The 18,409-nt window shown below is 69.3% G+C and carries 12 protein-coding genes and 1 pseudogene; 5 read left to right on the top strand and 8 right to left on the bottom strand.

All coding sequences use genetic code 11. The annotated features are described in order from the left end of the window. Positions 1 to 1,002: bifunctional diguanylate cyclase/phosphodiesterase (locus DQ240_RS22650; RefSeq protein WP_233498922.1), on the top strand; the 1,002-nt coding region annotated here is incomplete at its 5' end. Positions 1,003 to 1,404: 402 nt separating this feature from the next. Here DQ240_RS22650 and DQ240_RS23480 read toward each other — a convergent pair. Beyond that, entirely contained in the window at positions 1,405 to 2,022 is a 618-nt protein-coding gene (locus DQ240_RS23480) for a TetR/AcrR family transcriptional regulator (RefSeq protein ID WP_158548860.1), read from the bottom strand. Between the two features lie 571 nt (positions 2,023 to 2,593). Beyond that, positions 2,594 to 3,067, bottom strand: coding sequence for a MarR family winged helix-turn-helix transcriptional regulator (locus DQ240_RS24585; RefSeq protein WP_369832031.1), 474 nt, complete (start codon positions 3,065 to 3,067; stop codon positions 2,594 to 2,596). Positions 3,068 to 4,061: 994 nt separating this feature from the next. On the opposite strand from DQ240_RS24585, the gene DQ240_RS22640 reads away from it, so the two are divergent. Further along, positions 4,062 to 5,006: a YihY/virulence factor BrkB family protein gene (locus DQ240_RS22640; RefSeq protein ID WP_233498921.1), complete on the top strand. Its 945-nt coding sequence runs from the start codon at positions 4,062 to 4,064 to the stop codon at positions 5,004 to 5,006. A 187-nt stretch (positions 5,007 to 5,193) separates the two neighbouring features. On the opposite strand, the gene DQ240_RS22635 is transcribed toward DQ240_RS22640, so the two are convergent. The 3 genes from DQ240_RS22635 to DQ240_RS22625 all read right to left on the bottom strand — a co-directional run bounded on the left by DQ240_RS22635 (position 5,194) and on the right by DQ240_RS22625 (position 12,245). Then, positions 5,194 to 6,771, bottom strand: a complete 1,578-nt coding sequence (locus tag DQ240_RS22635; RefSeq protein ID WP_233498920.1) for a chemotaxis protein CheW — start codon at positions 6,769 to 6,771, stop codon at positions 5,194 to 5,196. Beyond that, positions 6,768 to 9,581 (bottom strand): PAS domain-containing methyl-accepting chemotaxis protein, encoded by a 2,814-nt coding sequence (locus tag DQ240_RS22630; RefSeq protein WP_113841973.1) that lies wholly within the window; start codon positions 9,579 to 9,581, stop codon positions 6,768 to 6,770. Before DQ240_RS22630 ends, DQ240_RS22635 begins: the two co-directional genes overlap by 4 nt. Positions 9,582 to 10,436: 855 nt before the next feature. Continuing rightward, complete coding sequence (locus DQ240_RS22625) at positions 10,437 to 12,245, bottom strand: bifunctional diguanylate cyclase/phosphodiesterase (RefSeq protein ID WP_113841972.1); 1,809 nt, start codon at positions 12,243 to 12,245, stop codon at positions 10,437 to 10,439. 865 nt (positions 12,246 to 13,110) lie between these two features. Here DQ240_RS22625 and DQ240_RS22620 point away from each other — a divergent pair. Continuing rightward, a complete protein-coding gene (locus DQ240_RS22620; RefSeq protein WP_158548858.1) occupies positions 13,111 to 13,563 on the top strand; it encodes a pyridoxamine 5'-phosphate oxidase family protein in 453 nt (150 codons plus the stop codon). Between the two features lie 12 nt (positions 13,564 to 13,575). On the opposite strand, the gene DQ240_RS22615 is transcribed toward DQ240_RS22620, so the two are convergent. Both DQ240_RS22615 and DQ240_RS22610 read right to left on the bottom strand, forming a co-directional pair. Then, positions 13,576 to 14,664, bottom strand: coding sequence for a zinc-binding alcohol dehydrogenase (locus DQ240_RS22615; RefSeq protein ID WP_233498919.1), 1,089 nt, complete (start codon positions 14,662 to 14,664; stop codon positions 13,576 to 13,578). After that, positions 14,661 to 15,617: a Gfo/Idh/MocA family protein gene (locus DQ240_RS22610; RefSeq protein ID WP_113841969.1), complete on the bottom strand. Its 957-nt coding sequence runs from the start codon at positions 15,615 to 15,617 to the stop codon at positions 14,661 to 14,663. The genes DQ240_RS22615 and DQ240_RS22610 overlap by 4 nt, the downstream gene beginning before the upstream one ends. Positions 15,618 to 15,733: 116 nt before the next feature. On the opposite strand from DQ240_RS22610, the gene DQ240_RS22605 reads away from it, so the two are divergent. Both DQ240_RS22605 and DQ240_RS22600 read left to right on the top strand, forming a co-directional pair. Continuing rightward, positions 15,734 to 16,702: a glucosyl-3-phosphoglycerate synthase gene (locus DQ240_RS22605; RefSeq protein WP_113841977.1), complete on the top strand. Its 969-nt coding sequence runs from the start codon at positions 15,734 to 15,736 to the stop codon at positions 16,700 to 16,702. Next, positions 16,699 to 17,865: a glycosyltransferase gene (locus tag DQ240_RS22600; protein WP_113841968.1), complete on the top strand. Its 1,167-nt coding sequence runs from the start codon at positions 16,699 to 16,701 to the stop codon at positions 17,863 to 17,865. Before DQ240_RS22605 ends, DQ240_RS22600 begins: the two co-directional genes overlap by 4 nt. Before the next feature lie 23 nt (positions 17,866 to 17,888). On the opposite strand, the pseudogene DQ240_RS22595 reads toward DQ240_RS22600, so the two are convergent. Beyond that, positions 17,889 to 18,230: pseudogene (locus DQ240_RS22595) on the bottom strand (transposase); the annotation flags it as partial. Positions 18,231 to 18,409 lie beyond the last annotated feature (179 nt).

Genomic DNA, 18,409 nt, shown 5'->3' with positions numbered 1-18,409 from the left:
TCGTTGCTGATCTCGCGGACCTGCACCCGATGCACCATCTCGCATCTCCTGCGGGGAAGACAGGATCAGACGAGCCCAGGCTTCAGCAAACGGCCGTCAGGGCCAAGGTTCACGGCCGGGGCACTAGCCATGTATGCCGGCAAACGGGCCGGCGGTGGCCGCGCGGCGATCTTCGAGCCCGCCATGCACCACCGGGCACTGGCCCGGATGGAGTTGGAGGCGGAGCTCAGGCTGGCAGTGGAGCGCGGTGAGATTCGACCCTGGTATCAGCCGGTCGTGGACTTGGGCACAGGCCGGGTCACCGGCTTTGAAGCGCTCGCTCGGTGGCAGCATCCAGCGCGGGGGTTGGTTTCGCCTGCGGCGTTCATCCCGCTGGCAGAGGAAACCGATCTCATCTTGACCATCGGCCGACAGATCTTGGAACACGCCTGCGCGGAAGTCGCTGCCTGGCAGCGCGCCCACCCAGCAGCGGACCTGTTGACGTTGAGCGTCAATCTCTCGGCCCGACAGCTGGGCCATCCGGACCTCGCGGAGCACCTGCGCACCGCCCTGACCAGCAGCCGCCTGTCGCCCGCGCAGCTGACCCTGGAGATCACTGAAACCGTCGTCATGAGCGATCCCGCGGCCGCCGCAGATCAGCTGCAGGCCCTGGCGGCGCAGGGGATTCATCTGGCCATTGACGACTTTGGCACGGGCTACTCCTCGCTGGCTTATCTGCAGCGATTCCCCCTCCGCACCCTCAAGATCGACCGCAGCTTCGTAGAGCCACTCGACACCAACCCGGACGCCGTCGTACTCGCCGGCGCCATTGTCCAGCTGGCCGAGACGCTAGGCCTACGCGTGATTGCTGAAGGCGTTGAGCGACCGGCGCACGCGCAGACCCTGCACCGCCTTGGCTGTCGCACAGCTCAAGGATTTCTTTTCGGTCGAGCCGCCCCTCTGGAGGAACTCGAGCCTCTCATCTCTCCGCGGCCCGCGTGCGAGTTGACCAGCACCCTCTGACGCCGACCTGGCACTCGGCAGAAAACCTCTCATGCTCACCGGAGTGGACGGCTTCCAGCGTGCGGCAGCATTGCGGTCTGCTGCCCGTCGCTTCACGCTCAACGGCTCATCGGCAAGACTGTTGGACTACGAGAGGAGCTGAGAGGAGGACCTGGCGACGTCGATGGGCTGTCCCTGGGGCTGTCAACTGATTTACGGCCCCACCCGGCTCCAGCGCGACCTGCGCCGTGACACCGCATCGCGCTCCATGGTGATGACGACGGGGTCGACGGTGTCGCTCTCCTGCAGCTGGTAAGCGGACTCGCCAGCACGTCCGGGCGACTGCACGCCGTTCCGCCCGGCCGGGGCCGTCCCGCCATCGTGACGACAGGGTCGGCGGACAGGTGCCGTTCAAACGGCGCGTCACCGGTCCTCCGAAGTGACCTCCGTGCGCGACCGGCCCTCCACCAAAGGCAGCAGAATCTCGTCCACGAGGCGTCGAACGTCGTCGCTAGCCGAGCCACAAATGAGCCGACGCCACGCTAACGCTTCGACGACGTGGTGCAGCAGATCTGCCTGCGCCGATACGGCTGCGCCGTCCCGTTCGGCGTATCGGAGGGCGATGCTGTCGATCGCCGTCTTGAGTGGTTTGGTGAACGAACGCTCCAGGGCATCACGGATCTCCGGATGGTGCTGAGCCACCCCGGTCAGCGCCGCGGTCGCCCGCTCGTCCCGAGTCAAGGGGCGGGCCCAGTGCTCGAGCAGAGACTCCAGGTCCGCTCTCAGCGATCCATGGTCCTTCGGCTCAGCGAAGAGTGTCGTTCGTTCGACGGCCTCGGCAGCGAGGACAACCATCGAGGTCCACCGGCGATAGATCGCTGCTTTACCCGCGGAGGCCCTCCTGGCGATCCGGTCGGCATTGAAGCCACGCCAGCCGGATGCGGCGAGTATGTCGAGTGCAGTCTCGCACAGCTGGTCTGAAAGCTCTTGGCTCATAGGTCGGCCCGGAATCCGACGTGGGGAGCTCGCCGAGTCCTTCATGCGCGTCCGCCTTATCCCGTCTGCAGGTGCCTGAAGCACCTCACTGCTATCGATCGAGCTCCGGTCCTGGGTGGCTGGCCTCCCCAAGCGGCGCGGCGGAAATGCCGCCGCGCGATGGCAGGACCTCCGTGCCTCGAGTCGGTGCGTCAAGGTACCTGACACATTTATGGCAGACAATGAACCGTTGTCCGCGGGTCGGCGACGACCCTGTGTGTCTTCTGGCCCTGACCGAGCCGGCTGTGACATCTCCGGGTTTGCTGCGGGATGCCGTTGAGGAAGAGCTGTCGTTCTGGCATGTGGCGCCGAGGGATGACGGCAGTTGCGCAGGCGTGCGCCGCGTCTTGGTTGATGTGCTGCCCTCTGGTCGACTTCTGACGCGCTTCGGCATGTCGCTCGTGGTCGTCTGCTTGCTCCGTGCGGGGAGGCGGGACGCCCGCTGCTGCAAGCACGTGGGACATCTGGAGCGGGGACTTCGGCCTGGGCAGCCAGCCGACGCCTCCTGCGGAGGTCTCGCAGCTCGCGAGCGCGGCTCGCCATCGACGGCGAGGCGGTTCTCGGCCGCGGGAGCCCGTCAGGACGGAGGGGCAGTCGGGACGGGTCGGACCGCGGGGTGGACGAGCGGGTGTCGTGATCCGAAGTCAGCAAGCAGGCGGCGCAAGGTCTGCGAGCGGCGCGCTCCGAAAGCGGAGTCCTCGAGCTCACGCAGGATGCCGTAGGCGTCACGAGTGAGGTCGAGCCCGCGAGACGTAGGTCGAACCAGCTTTCCGTTTCGTCGGGAGGGATCGGCGGCTACCTCAAGGAGATCGAGTCGCACCAAGCCGGCGACCAGCTCATGTGTCGCCTGCCGCGTGCTGCCCAATCGCCGAGCGAGCTCCGCCGGTCGCGTGCCGGATACGTTCAGGTAGGCGAACACGAGCGACTGAGGCGGCGACAGGCGCGGCCAGCCGCGCTCCTCCAGCCGGTCGAGCGACTGTGCATCGAACCAGCGGCTAGCCAGCAAGAGCAGGAGGGCGAGTGGGGGACCGTCGTGCGCCCTCGCAGCCATAGGAGGCAGGTTAGTGAGCCCTTACCGACCATGCGATGTCTAGCAGTGCGGCGGCTGGCACAGCGGTTTTCTGACGATCATCCGGACTCTTCTCGGCTGTCCCCGCAATTGCCCTTGACATGGTGGTCGCTCACGTCCCTGTGGTGACCGAGAGAGGCCTCTCGGCTTGATGGCCGCTGGAACGTAAGGACCCTTCTGCCGGGTCGGGGATCGTTGAGCGGCACGTACACCCAGTATCCGTCCTCATCGAGGCTGGGCTGGTGGGTCCTCGGGTCCCGCAGGAGTCGGTAGAGCTCGGGGCCCCCTGGGCAGAGTAGCTCGGTGAGCGTCTGGGGCTCCGTGTCGAGCGCGACCCACTCCTGGCCGTGACAACTGCCGCCCTCCGCGCGAGCCTGGCCATTCCACCGACTGCCGTCGGGGCGTGGGCTTGTCATCGGATCCCGTCGAGTCGGCTCCCTGGTCTCTTCGAGGGGTCGGGAGATTGTCGGATGGGGACATGTGTGTCATCAAGGGGGTCAGCTTGCGGTCATAGGCCCCTCAGTGCTTTGCCCTATTTCATCGGAGGCGAGTGCACGTCGCTCACCAGGTGCGGTCGAACGATTTGACGCTGAATGACCGTCGTCGTGGCGAACCTGGACATGCTCAATCTGACAGTGGACTCCTTGATCACCGGGCCCCAGACGCGAGTGCGAGTGGCCTTCTCGCTCACACTCTCCGTCGCGAGTCCTGGCGGGCCTACCCCAGCGCTTACAGCGTAAACAGCTTCGACGGTCGGTAAGCGTGAACCGGTGATGTGTCAGGGATCCGAACGCAGGAGGAGCCGGATCACGTGTCAGAGCAGGTCCCCACGGGCAACGACCGCTTGACTCGTTCGGAGCCAGCGACTGGAGGCGCGATGTCCCGCACCAAGGGTGCACACAGCTCGTCGAAGGCAGCGGGTCGCAGCAGAACGGACGACGCAGCAACCGGTGATCCCGTCCCGCACGACGACAAGGTGAACTCGACCCGGTTCGACAACGCCCCGAAGGGCGCGGACAAGACGCCCAGCACGATGGGCACGCTCAAGCGCACGGTGAAGGAGTTCAGCGAGGACCAGCTCACCGACCGGGCCGCCGCGCTGACCTACTACGGCGTCCTGGCGCTGTTCCCGGCGATCATCGCGCTGCTGTCCATCGTCGGTCTGCTGACCGACCCCCGGCAGCTGTCCGACGCGCTGACCGAGGTGGTCCCGGCCGACGCGCGGGACACGCTCGACCCGGTCATCCAGCAGATCGCCGGCAACACCAGCACGGCCGGCTTCGGGCTGATCATCGGTCTCGCCGCCGCCATCTGGTCGGCCTCGGGCTACGTCGGCGCCTTCACCCGCGCCGCGAACGTCGTCTACGAGACGCCCGAGGGCCGCAAGATCTGGAAGCTCAAGCCGCTCCAGCTGCTGGTCACCCTGGTCGGCGTCCTGTTCGCCGCGCTGATCGTGGCGATGCTCGTGCTGAGCGGGCCGGTCGTCGAGGCCGTCGGCAGCGCGATCGGGCTCGGCGACACCGCCATGACGGTGTGGAACGTCGTCAAATGGCCGCTGATGGTCGTCGTCCTCGCGCTGATGATCGCCGTCCTCTACTACGCGACGCCCAACGCGAAGCTGCGCGGCTTCAAGTGGGTCAGCCCCGGTGCCGGCGTGGCCATCGTGGTCGCCGTCGTGGCCTCGGCCGCGTTCGCGTTCTACGTGGCCAACTTCGGCAGCTACAACAAGACCTACGGCGCGCTCGCCGGTGTCGTCGTCTTCCTGATCTGGTTCTGGCTGATCAACGTGTCGCTGCTGTTCGGCATCGAGCTCGACGCGGAGATGGAGCGGACCAAGGAGCTCAAGGAGGGCGTGCCGGAGGCCCACAAGGAGATCCAGCTCGACGCCCGCGCCGAGCCCAAGCCGCGCCAGACCAACTAGCGCACCGCACGAGGAAGGGCCGGTCCCCGCGGGGGCCGGCCCTTCGTCGTGCGTACGGAGTCGCTGGAGTGCGGGGATCGCACTCGAGCGACTCCGATCAGCGGGCGTTTCGTTCCTACCGCGGTCTCCGGCGCAGGCCCGCGGATGCCGCGTGGGCTGACTTCTCGAAACACCGAGCGCCCTCGAATTATGAGGTAGCTGCAGTCAGGTCCGTCAGGTCGGGCGTCGCCACCACGGAACTGTCCGCGGACCGCGAGGGCCGGACGGCGCGGTCGTTGACCCGTCGGGCGAGGGCGCACAGATCGAGGTCGGGGAGTAGCCGCTTCTCCTCCCCGACTCGCACAAGCGATGCGGATTTCAGGGTGGTCCCGCGGTCGCCGTGTGGTCCACGCACCGACTGCTCTGCGTCGGTCCAGGTCAGTGGTGCGATGCCACGCAGCGCGTCAACAGCGAACGCGACGGGCTGTCCGTCCACCTCTACGACCAGCAGGCACGAGGCGGACTCGGCCGGCCGCTCGGCGCAGCCGAGCAGCGACGCCAGGTCGAGGACGGGCAGCACGGCGCGCCGGTGCGTCATCAGTCCCCTCACCCCGTCCACGCCCACAGCGGTCAGAGCGGCCGGACAGGCGAGGATTTCCGCGATCTGGTCCAGCGGCACCGCCACGTCCACGCCGATGGAGAAGGTCAGGTAGGCGGGTGCGCCGATCGCCGCCGCAGCAGCGACCGAGACGACGGCGTCCTGACCGGTCGGACCCGCGCCCAGGCTGGTGTTCACCGAGGCGAAGCCGGCGAGATCGGGATCAGCCAGCAGTGCGGCGCCGTCCAGAACCAGGCAGTCACCCAGGTCGCCGGGCGTGACCATTCCGGTGAGTAGATCTGGGCGGGGCACCGCGAACGCGGGTGCCGGCAAGACATCGGCGTCGAGGACATGCGTCAGCTGCAATAGCTCGCTGACCGCGAGCACGACGAAGCCGGAGCCGCAGTCCAGCACGAGGCCGGCGCCGGTGTCGGTGCGGTCGAGCTGGCCGAGGCCGAGAAGGACGAGCGGATCGACGACCGGGACCTCGCGGTCGGAGAACTCGATCACGCCAGGGCTGAGGCGACTGGCCAGGACCGAGGACCGCAGCTCGGGGGTGGGCACCGTCGTATGCACGTGCGCGGCATCCACGGCGAAGCGGTACGGGCCGCAGCGCAAGACGGTCATGGTGCGCTGAACCTCGTCCCGCGCGGCTGCATTGACGGCGGTGGCATCCCGAGTGACGTCGGTGACCGTTGGGACCCCGGGGCGAGCCAGGATCGCGGAGGCGTCGAGGACGCTGTGAGCCCGCCCGGTTTCCGGGTGCCGGAAAGCGGCGGAGAACAGCAGATCCCCTCCCTCGGCCCGGGCCGGGATCAGCGCATCGCACGGGACGTGGCAGATCCCGCGCACCTCGTCGGCAAGCAGGCCGAGCGCCTGGCCTCCGGACGCTACGACCACGATGACCTGGTCCGGACGCCGTGGTGCCGACTCACCCAGGACGGCCGCCAAGTCCAGCACCGGCAGCACCAGCCGGCGGAGCTCCACCGCGCCCAGCAGACCGAGGGCGGCAGCCGGCAACCGAGCCAGTTCCAGCGGGCACGGGACGACCTCGCGCAGCGCCGACAGCGGCAGGGCGACGTCCATTTCGGCCATGCGGAGGAGGCCGTACACGATCTCACCGGGGGCCTCGACCGCCGATTCCGGCGCGCCCACGGAGCCGGAGAGCCAGCCCTCCCTGGCCGTCACGGGCGCTCGGCCGACGCGAGCTGCGCGATGAGCTGGTCGACCTGGCTCGAAGCAGCCTGCTGCTGCAAGGTGGAGGCGGAGATGCTGCGAATGGTGTCGTTGGTCCGGGTGACGCTGTCCACGATGCGCTCGAACGCGGCCTCGGCCCGCTTGGACACCTCCGAACCCTGTGCGACCCGGTCAGCGGACTCCTCGATCAGCCGGCGGATCTGCTGCGAGGCTTCGAACGACCGCTCGGCGAGCTTGCGGACCTCCCCGGCCACGATGGAGAAGCCGACACCGTGCTCGCCGGCCCGCGCCGCCTCGATCGAGGCATTGAACGCCAGGAGGTTGGTCTGGTTCGCGATCTCGCCCATCACGCGGACGATCTCGGTGATCGAGTTCGACGACTTCTGGATGAGCGAGATGGCCTCCAGCGACGCGCGTAGGGCCTCGACGCCTTGCTGGGCGTTGTCCTGGGTCTCGCCAGCCAGCCCCGTGGCGGTCTGCGAACTTCGGGCGATGTCCTCGATGGAGGCCGCCAGCTCGCTGACCGACGCCGTCATGGCGTGCGAGGCGGCGGCGATCCGCGCTTCGCGCTTGACCTCCGCGGTGACGTCGTAGGCGAATTTCACCACCTTGAAGGGCCGACCGGACAGGTCAAAGATCGGGTTGTAGGTGGCCTGGATGTGCACCTCACGGCCGTACTTGCCCTTGCGGTGGAAGCGGCCGGCCAGGACCTCGCCCTTGCCCAGGCGGATCCAGAAGTCGCGGTACTCGGGGGACCGGATGTAGTCATCAGCGCAGAACTCGCTGTGGTGATGCCCGAGAATCTCCCGCAGCGAATAGCCCATCGTGCGCAGGAAGTTGTCGTTGGCGCTCAGGACGTTGCCCTCGAGGTCGAACTCGATGACAGCCTGCGCCCGGTCAAGGGCATCGATCCGCGCCGCCGCCTCGGCCGTCCGCAGCTTCGCCGCGGTGACGTCGACGGCGTACTTGACCACCTTGAAGGGCTTGCCCTCCTGGTCGAAGATCGGGTTGTAGGTGGCCTGGATCCAGATCTCCTTACCGGTCTTGCCCAGCCGCCGGTACTCGCCGCTGTGGAAGTCCCCGGACCCCAACGTTTGCCAGAACTGCCGATACTCGTCGGTCGCGGCATAGGCGGGGTCGCAGAAGATGCGGTGGTGCTTGCCCCTGACCTCGGCCAGCGTGTAACCCAGGGCGTCGAGGAAGTTTGCGTTGGCGGCGAGCACCATGCCGTCGAGATCGAACTCGATCACCGCCTGTGCCCGGTCGATCGCAGCGATCTTGCCGATGAACTCGTCGTGCTGACGCTTGGCCGCCGTCGTGTCGGAGGCGAACTTGACGACCTTTACGACGTTGCCGGAGTCGTCGAGGATCGGGTTGTAGGTGGCCTGCAGCCACACGTCCCGCCCCTCCTTATCGCGGCGCTTGAATTCGCCCGCCTCGTACTCGCCCCGTCCGAGACGTTCCCACAGCTGGGCGTACTCCTCGGACGCGGCGTACGCCGGATCGCAGAAGAGTCGGTGGTGCTTGCCCCGGATTTCCGTCAGTGCGTAGCCCATCGTGTCGCAGAAGTTGTCATTTGCGGTCAGCACCCGGCCGGAGACATCAAACTCGATCACCGCCTGGGACCGATCCATGGCCGCGATCTTGCTGCGCGCCTCGGCGCCGGCGAACTTCGCGTCGGTGATGTCGCTCGCGAACTTGACGATCTTGAGCGGCTTGCCGGCGTCGTCGAGAATGGGGTTGTACGTGGCCTGAAGCCAGACCTCACGACCGTCCTTGGTGAGCCTCCGGAACTCCCCCGACTCGTAGCCTCCCGCGCCGAGGCGGGCCCAGAATTCGGCGTAGTCGGAGCCGGCCGCCTCCGTCGGCTCGCAGAACATCCGGTGGTGCCTGCCCTGGATCTCGTGCAGCGCGTAACCCATGGTGTCGCAGAAGTTCTGGTTGGCGGTCAACACGGTGCCATCGAGCCCGAACTCGATCACCGCTTGCGCCCGGTCGATAGCGGCGACCTTGCCTCGAAACTCCGCGTCAGCCAGCTTGGCGACGGTGATGTCGCTGGCCAACTTGACGACCTTCAGCGGGTTGCCGGCGTCGTCGAGGATTGGGTTGTACGTGGCCTGCAGCCACACCTCCCGGCCTCCCTTGGCCAGCCGCTTGTAGACCCCTCCCTCGAACTGCCCCGTGGCCAGCCGCCGCCAGAACTGGCTGTACTGGTCGCTCGCTGCCAGCACCGGCTCGCAGAACATCCGGTGGTGTTTGCCCCGGACCTCGGCCAGCGTGTACCCCATCGCGGTCAGGAAATTGGGGTTGGCGGTCAGGATCGTGCCGTCGAGCGCGAACTCGATGACCGCCTGCGACCGGTCGAGGGCAACCGCCTGGCTCTCGCGCTCCAAGGCGGCCAGCTTTCCCTCGGTGATATCGGTGGCCAGTTCCATCACCTTGACCGGTCGGCCGGTCGCGTCGGGGATCGGGATGTAGCTGGCCCGCAGCCACACCTCCCGGCCACCCTTCGCCAGCCGCTTCACCACGATGCCGGACTCGGCGACGCCGTCGCCCAACCGCTGCCACCAGTGGGCGTAATCGACGTCCTCAGCTAGCGCGGGCTCGCAGAACTTCCGGTGGTGCTGCCCGAGCACCTCGTCCTGGGTGTACCCCATGATGTCGAGAAAGCCCTGGCTCGCCGCCAGGACGGTGCCGTCGAGTCTGAACTCCATCACCGCTTGCGAGCTGCGCAAGGTCTCCATGACCGCACGCAACTCGAGAAGCTCGACAGGGGACTCGGCGGACGGGCTGGACGGCATCGACGTCTCCTCGACAGGTCACGACTCGCAACACGCGGCGGGCACAACTCTCTAGTGCACCTTCGTCAGGAGCCCTGTCGCTGTTCAGCCGAGACGCCGGGCGGAGGGGCGACGTCACAACAGCCCCATCTACCCCGCCGCGCCGACATGTGGAGGAAGTTGGTGCCCGCACCGTCAGGGCAGCTGCCGACGGTGACGCGCCCGGGCGCTCGCTGACCGGCTCAGCGATCGGTGCCCTGCCAGCCGAACCGGGACATTTGCCCAAGGGCGGTCGCCACCGCGTGCGTGACTCCACAGCATGGGTCCCTCCAGCCCGCGCGGGCGTCGACGCGCCTCACCTCGACATTCCAAAGTGGAGAGCCCTCCCGGACGCTGTGCCACTCGCAATTGCCCCGGAGCAAGCGAGGCACTGGTGCCTGTCCGCACCGTCGTGGCAATGGCCGTGACGCCATGAGTTCAGCCAGCCCGTCGGAGAGGATCCGTCCCCGGCCCCCGTGCGGCGCCGAGAGCCTCTGGCCACCGGGAGGAGTGTGACCCTCCACCGTGCCGAGGGGACAGCGCGCAGCACCCGCCGTCTCGCCAAACCGGGAAGGGGCTACCGGCGGCTCCTTGAGACACCCGATCTCCCTGCAGGTCGGCGTCCGGCAGCATTCCCTCACGGCCATCGCCGGCTGAGTCGACGTCGTCCTCGGCGGCCCGTGCTCCTGTGGGCTGAGGAAGCTGTCGAGCAGGACGCAGGAGCTGGCGGCGCCGGCAGCGAGTACGCGCGTTACGGCAGATCATCCCCACGCAGCGGAGGGCGCCGCTCCGCGGTGGTGGGCATGAGAACGCGGAACATCAGCAGCGACGGTGGCCTCAACTTCTGACGGGAGCAATGGCTGTCACGCCCAGAAGGTGATCACCGGGCACGGGACGGCCGTAGAGGTAGCCTTGCCCGGCTGGGCAGCCGGCAGAGCGCAGGAACTCATCTTGAACACAGTCCTCGACTCCCTCAGCGACGACCTGGAGCCCCAGCGCCGTTGCCAGGCCCAGGATGGCCTGAATGACGGGACCGCCCGACATATGGCCGTGCAGTTCTTCTATGAAGGACCGGTCGATCTTCAAAATGTCCAGCGGCAGCCGGGTCAGCCGCGAGAGGCTCGAGTATCCGGTGCCGAAATCATCGACGGCGACCTGCACGCCGTGGGACCGCAGCCGCTCGAGCGCGGCGATTCCGACCGCGATCTCCCCTTTGAGTGAGGACTCGACGATCTCCAGAACCAGTGCGCTGCCGGGCAGAGCGCGTTCCTGCAAGGTGGGGAGCACGTCATCCGCAAAGTCAGCGCTGAGCAGTTCCTGAGCGGTGACGTTGACGGTCACCACCGGAGGTCCTCCCGCACCGCGCCACCTCGCTACCTCGGTGAGTGCTGTCCGGCGCACGAATCGGTCAACTTCCACCATCAAGCCCGCCGACTCGATGATTGGGAGGAACTCCCCCGGTGACAGCAGGCGGCCGCCAGGTTGTTGCCACCGCAGCAGCGCCTCCGCCTTTCGCAAGGCGCCGGTGTGCAGGTCAACGACGGGTTGGTAGTGCACCACCAGCTCGCCCTGGGCAAGCGCCCGCTGAACGGCCGCGCGGGCCGACGATGCCTCTGCGTGCATCCTCACCCGGTCGCGACCGGCACGCTTGGCCTCGTAGAGGGCTTGGTCGGCATGGGCCAGCCACGTCGAGGGGTCGTCGTTGTCGAGCTGGGCGCCTCCAATCGAGCAGGTGAGCGGAGGTGGCACCGCCTCGCGGAGAACCTCCAGGAGGTCGCGAGCGTCGGCCGCGGAGGAAGGCGCGAGGATCACGAACTCGTCGCTGCCCAACCGGCCCAAGGCCGCCGTCGCGGGCAGCCGGTCACGCCAGGTGCGGGCCAGTGCTGCGAGCAGGTGGTCAGCGGAGGAACGCCCGAGCAGGTCGTTGACGCCCTTGAACCGGTCGACGTCGGCGATTGCCAAGGTCATCGGCGCTCCAGAGCGCTCGGCGGCGTCGATCGCGTCCTCGAGCAGGCGGTCGACGCCCCGACGATTCGGCAAGCCGGTCAGCGCGTCGGTCTGGGCATCCGAGGCCCGGCGCACGAGCCAGGCCACGACGCCTGCCACGAGCACTGACGTGCCGCAGACCAGGACGGCTGCCCCAAGACCCGGTCCACCGTCTCGACACAGCACCCAGGTGCAGGCACCCAGTATGCCGACCAGGTGAAGAGTGGCCCCCAGCCAGGAGAAGAAGAGCGCCGCGTCCACGGCGATGAGCACATAAAGAAGGGCCAAGAGGGATGCCGACGTCGAATGGCCCGCCTGAGTTGCGCCCATGGTGATCACGGCGGCCCCGAAGGCCACGATCAGATGCGCAAGCCAGCGGCGGATGAGCCGCCGGGCGCCAATGGCCGTCAGCCCAACGAGGATGGCCACCAGCGCCAATCCTGCCAGGACCTCCGGGTCATCGAACTGCCGGTCAGTGGCCGCCACGGTCATCAAGACGAGCAGTCCGCCGACGGTGAAGAAGATACCGGTCACCAGTCCCACGACGGCAGGGGTCGCGACGACCGGACTGGTCAGCCACCGCCGCCCGCCGCGGCCCGCCAGCCGCCGGCTGCTCCCGATCGAGAGCCGGTGCGCGAGAAAGCCGTTTCCCAGGTGCATACCGTGTTCTCGGCGTCAGCCAGGACCACCTTGAGGACTTGACCGGCGCACCCCCAACAAGGGTGCACACTCCTGCGATCCCGGTCTGGGATGACCTCGTGCGCCCATGGGCTTCTGGTAGCCGGTCCAGCTGACCGTCCTCGACGTTGGAGCCATCCCGCGGCCTTTGCCGACAGGTGGTCAGGGCGTCAGCCCCCCGGCGCCGGCTTTGATGGAAGGCTCTGGCAGATCCCCGTGACCGGCAACGTCGATGACCGAGGTGGTGGCCCTGTCAGTTCCGAGGAACGCACGTGGCGAGCCCGGGCCCGCCACTGTTCGGCCGCATGCCGCACGCGTTGGGTCCACCCGCAATCCCGCGCGCGGCGCGAGCTCGTCAGCCGCACACGCCGGACACTTCATCGGCCACCTTCAGCAGGAGGCCGGGTTCTTGCGCCAAGGACGGTTGGCGAGGACGCCTGGACCCATCGTCGTGACCCCTCGGTCGAGGACACTCGACGCTGGCAGCGGAGATAAGCCCGCGCGCCCTCATAGATAAATGGCCTGCCCCACGCTCGCCGGCGCTAATTCACGCTCCCCTGTGGCCCCGGTCACGACGCGGCGTCCGGGTGTAGACCGCACGGTGGCACGGATGGCGATGCGGACCACATCCCAGCCTCTTGTAGGCTGACCGGCGAGGGAGGGATCGTTCCCCACCACCCACGGCGACCGGACAGGTGCCGAGACGCAGGGATGGATGTCGGTGCGACCGTCCGCCTCTCCATCGACGCCGGGCATCAAGTGACCGCTTGGGCTGGTCGAGGCCGCACGCCACGGGTGAGTGGGCGTCGGTGGGCGTGGCGCCAATCGCCTCGCCAGGATGGGGACCATGGACAGCTCCACTGGTTCGCTGGACGTCATCCCGGTCGATGAGTGTTATCAGCTCCTGGCCAGCCACGAGGTCGGTCGGATCGGCGTGACGCTGAGACATCGGGTGCTGATCATTCCGGTCAACTACGGGATGGACGGCCAGACCTTGATCGTGCGGACCCATCCGGGTGCCACCCTGACGGCGGCCGCACATGCCAATGTCAGCTTCCAGGTCGACGACATCGACCGGACCACACGCAGCGGATGGAGTGTGCTGGTTCACGGCCTGGCGGAGGAGGTGGGGGACCGTCACTGGGAGGACGTGGTGCGCCGCACCCACGCTGTCGAGGTGCGTCCCTGGGCTCCTGGCGAGCACGGTCGGTGGTTGCGGATCATCCCGCAAGGCGTGAGCGGCCGCCGTCTGGTCCCGGGTGACCTGCCGTGGGGCGTGGACGACCGGGCCTACCTGTGAGCTGCGGGCCGCTCAGGCCGCCGTGTAGCGCAGTATCGCGGAGAGGACGTGCCGTCGGCGGGCGCTGAGGTCGGCGAACAGCGCCGGCGCGTCGTCGAAGGCGACGACGTCGGTGAGCAGGTGCGCCCGGACGAGGTCTCCGGCGGTCGCCAGCAGGTCCAGGGTCTCCCGGGAGAGCCGGGCCCGGTCCCAGCGGTGGGCCAGGCCCCGGGGGACCCGGCCGATCTGGGCGCAGCGCATCGACAACCCGTTGTGGTGGAACTCTTCGCCGAGCGCGAGGTCCGGCGCGCCGCCGGTGTAGAAGGCGAGGTCGATGACACTGGCCTGCGGGCGGGCCAGGCGCAGTGCGGTGGCGAGCGCGGCGGCCTGCCCGCGGCATTGGAACACCACGTCGGCGCCGTGGTCGGCGGGGCCGTGCCGCCACCGCGTCTTGAGGTGCCGGGCGAGGTCAGGGGTGTCGTCGACGGCGGCCAGCCCGAGGCCCTCGGCGGCGGCCCGCCGCTGGGGGGTGGGGTCGATGACGACGACCTCCGCGGCGCCGTGCACCCGGGCCAGCAGGCCGACCAGCAGACCGATCGCGCCGCCGCCGACCACGGCGACCAGCCGGCCGGCCACGCCGTCGTGTAGCTCGGTGCCGCCGGCGTCGGCGGCTGCGTGCAGCACCCCATTGGCGCAGATCGGCCCGAGGTGCGCGACGTACACGCCCAGCTGCGGGTCGAGGTCGGCAGGCAGCGGCACCACGTGCTGAGTGACCGGGTCCGCGTGCACGACGGAGGCGTGGCCGTATGCCATCGCCACGACCGCACCCTCGGCCACCGCCGGTGTCCGACTGTCGGTTACCCGGGCGACCTCCATGTAGCCCAGCCGCCGCACCGGGAACGACTGCGCCGACCGCGCCGGGTCGAACAGGCCGAGCTCGGCGTCCCAGCTGCTGGTCAGATAGGGGCTGGTGCCGCGGTACCAGGTCAACTCGGTTCCGGCCGACAGACCGCTGTACAGGGTCTCGGCGCGGAAGCGGCCCTCGTCCAGTGGCGGCTCGGGGGTCTCCTCCACCTCCAGCATTCCGGCCCGGGGGACGACGAGCGTGCGGATGGTGCTCACCGTGGCACCCGCACCGTCGTCCCGGTGAGGGTGGCCTCGGCGACCGCCCATCCGAGGCGATGGGTGGCCAGGGCCTCGGCGACGTCGACCAGCCCCGGCGGCGTGGGTTGCCCGGAGAGCAGGTCGATGAAGGCCCGGTCGACGGCGGTGCGCGGGGCCATGGTGGGCGCGGAGTCCTCGTCGCCGTCGCGCGTGCGCACGCGCAGCGCGGTCTCGGTGAGGTGCACCGACGTCCCGTCGGTGACCACCTCCAGTCCGGCCGCGGTCGGGGCCGGCAGCACACACGATGTACTCACCGTGCCGACCGCGCCGGACTCCAGCCGCAGCACCGCGGCCGTCGCATCGGGCACGTCCCGGCCCTCCCGGGTGGACGGCGCCGCGCCCCCGACGACCTCGTCGACCTCGCCGGCTAGCACGCGCAGCAGGTCGAGCACGTGCGTGGCCTGCTCGACGACCTGGCCACCGGAGCGGTCCGCGCGGCTCCACCAGGTCGGCGGCGGGGTCGTGCCCCACCAGCGCGCGTCGACCAGCCGCACGGTGCGGCCGGCCAGTGCGGTCCGGGCGCGGGCGACGGTGTCCAGGTGTCTCCAGTGGTAGCCGGTCGCCGTGGGCAGCCCGGCTTCGGCGACCGCGGCGGCGACCCGTTCGGCGACCGGCAGGTCCGCGGCCAGCGGCTTCTCGACAAAGAAGGGCAGCCCGGCGCGGACCAGCGTCAGCTCCAGGTCGCCGTGGGCGAAGGGCGGCACGCAGACCCACACCGCGTCCAGCCGGCGGCCGAGCAGGGCGTTCAGGTCCCGCGCCCCGCTGGTGCCGACCTCGGCCGCCAGGACGTCCGCTGCGCCGGATGCGGCGTCCCAGATCCCGGCCAGCTCGACGTCCGCGAAGCCCGACAGCACGCGAGCGTGCCGCGCGCCCACCCCGCCCGCGCCGACCAGTCCCACCCGGATGCCCATGGCGGCATCGTGCCTTGTCAGGACAGGTTCCGCCGCGTGTCAGGGTGATTGACGGCGGAGACGGGTATGCGGCGTCGACGGGGCCGAGACCAATGCACCCGAGCGAGAGGGCCGAGATGCGTAGCGACGTCGCCCGCTGGCTGTACCGCCGCACCTTCCGTGCGCTGGACTATGACCCCTTCCTGCTGCTCGAGCACAAGCGCCGACAGGACATCACGGTCAGCGTGGTCCTGCCGGCACTCGACGAGGAGCCGACGGTCGGCGCGATCGTCGCCGCGCTGCGGCGAGAACTGGTCGACGCGGTTCGGCTCGTCGACGAGGTGGTCGTGGTGGACAGCGGCTCTACCGACCGCACCGCGGCCGTCGCTGCCGCAGCAGGAGCCCGGGTCGTGCACGTGGACGATGTCTTGCCCGAGCTCGGGCATGTGCCGGGCAAGGGCGAGGCGCTGTGGAAGTCGCTGTATGTGACCTCCGGTGACCTCCTGGTCTTCGTCGATTCTGACCTCGTTGCCTTCGACCCCACATTCGTGGTGGGGCTGCTCGGGCCGCTGCTCACCGATCCGGAGATCGGCTACGTCAAGGGCCTCTACGACCGGCCGATGCAGACGCACGAGGGGCTGGTGCCCACCGGTGGGGGCCGCGTGACCGAGCTGACCGCGCGCCCGCTCCTGAACGCGCTGTGGCCGCACCTGTCCGGGTTCGTGCAGCCGCTGTCGGGCGAGTACGCCGGCCGCCGGGAACTGCTCGAGCAGGTGCCGTTCGTGTCCCACTACGGCGTCGAGCTCGGCCTGCTGATCGACCTCGCCGAACTCGCCGGCATCGACGCCCTCGCTCAGGTCGACCTCGGCACCCGCCGACACTCGCACCAGAGCGACGCCGCGCTGGGCCGGATGGCCGGGCAAGTGCTGCAGACGGCACTCGCCCGCTGTTCCGGCATCGGGGTGCCCGAGGACCGGCTGATCCAGTACGTCCGCGCCGGGACGGCGGTGGAGGCGATCACCTGGGAGGTCGGTGTCCGCGAGCGACCGCCGATGCGTACGGTGCCCGGGTGCCGCGGAGCCGGCGTCCAGGGCAGCGACCGATGAAGGTCCTGATGGACGCCGGCCCCTGGCTGCCGGTGCCGCCGCGGGGGTACGGCGGGCTGGAGAACGTCGTCGCTACGCTCACCACACAGCTGCGCCGCCGCGGCCACACCGTCGTCCTCGGCACCGTCGGCGACAGCGAGCTGCCCTGCGACGGTCGCGTTGCGCCCTTTCCGACCGGGCAGTTCGCCCGGCTGGCAGCGCCCTACCCCGAGGTCACCGGCATCGCCCACACCCACGCGCAGGCCATGGCCCGGGAGATCGCTCGACAGGCGGCGGCCGGCACCCCGTTCGATCTCGTGCACACCCACCTAGAGGTGGTTGGCCCGGCCGTGCTCGCCGCGCTCGGCCCGGGCGCGCCGCCCGTGTTGCACACGCTGCACTGGGACCTGCGGCGCAACGCCGACTTCTACGCGTCCTTCGACGGCGGCGGCCGGGTCTTCTACGCCGGCGTCTCCGACTCCCAGGTGGCCCGCGGGCCGGAGCTGCTGCGGCGACAGACCCTCGGCGCGGTCCCGCTCGCCGTCCCCATCCCCGACCAGCCGCCGGCCCCGCCGGAGGAGCGCCTGGAGTCGGTGCTCATGCTGTCGCGGATCTGCGAGGTTAAGGGTACCGACGTCGCGTTGCGGGCGTGCCGCGCGGCGGGGGTGCCGCTGGTGCTCGCCGGGCCGGTGGGCGGGCAGCCCGACCGCCCCGCCCTCGACGCGGCGCTGGCCGACCCGTCGAGCCCGGTGGCCGGGTACCCCGACGTCCGCTGGTTCCGCGAGCACGTCGAGCCCCTGCTCGACGACGGCTTCGCGCGCTGGATCGGCAGCGTCTCCGGCACGGAGAAGGACGACCTGCTCCGCCGGTCCCGCGCCGTGCTGTTCCCCATCCGCTGGCCGGAGCCCGGCGGGACGGCGGTCTGCGAGGCCCTCGCCGCCGGGACGCCGGTCGTCGCGCACCCCCTGGGCTGCCTGCCCTCCCTCGTCGACGACGGCATCACCGGCTTCCTCGCCGAGGACGAGGACGCCTTCGCGGTCGCCCTGCGCCACCTCGACGACCTCGATCCGGCGGACTGCGCCGCCGACGCCCGGCGTCGGTTCGCGCCCACGGTCATGGCAGACGGGTACGAGCGGCTCTACGCCGAGGTGTTGTGCCGATCTGATGCCATCGAGGCGGCGTGACCGGATCGGGTCGTCGATCCCTTGCGCCGATCCAGAGCGTCGAACCCGGCGCGGGACCATGCGTGCTGTCCCTGCTCACCGAACGTTTCGACGACGCGCTGATGGAGCTGGATAAAGACGCCGGCCCGCTCCCACTCGTGCAGTCGCCTCCAGCACGTCCACCCGGAGCACCCCAGGTCCGGAGGCACCTGGGTCCACCCGACGCCAGTTGCCAGCACGAAGGCGATGCCCTCGAGAACCTGCCGATCGGGTATCCGCGGCCGACCTGTCCGTCCGTGTGCCGCCGGTCGAGGCGCGACAAGGGTCTCGAACGACTTCCACAACTCGTCGCTGATCAACCGGGACGTCTGTGACGTGGACGCCATGAGAGGAGTGTCCGGCGCGACCGCCCTGTCAGCCACCCTGACGGAGAAGTGGCTAGTGCCGAGTCAGGCAACCTTCGCCCTCTTGATGGTTTCGGCTCGGCGGATGACCTTGCGGAGTCGGGGGTCGGTGACGTGACGGTTCCGCCAGGCGATGTAACGACGGATCATGCTCGCCTGCT

The sequence above is a fragment of the Blastococcus sp. TF02A-26 genome (genome assembly GCF_003319125.1).
Lineage (GTDB): Bacteria > Actinomycetota > Actinomycetes > Mycobacteriales > Geodermatophilaceae > Trujillonella.
Note: the sequence above shows the minus strand (reverse complement) of the source record. Positions and strands in the feature narration are given on the sequence as shown.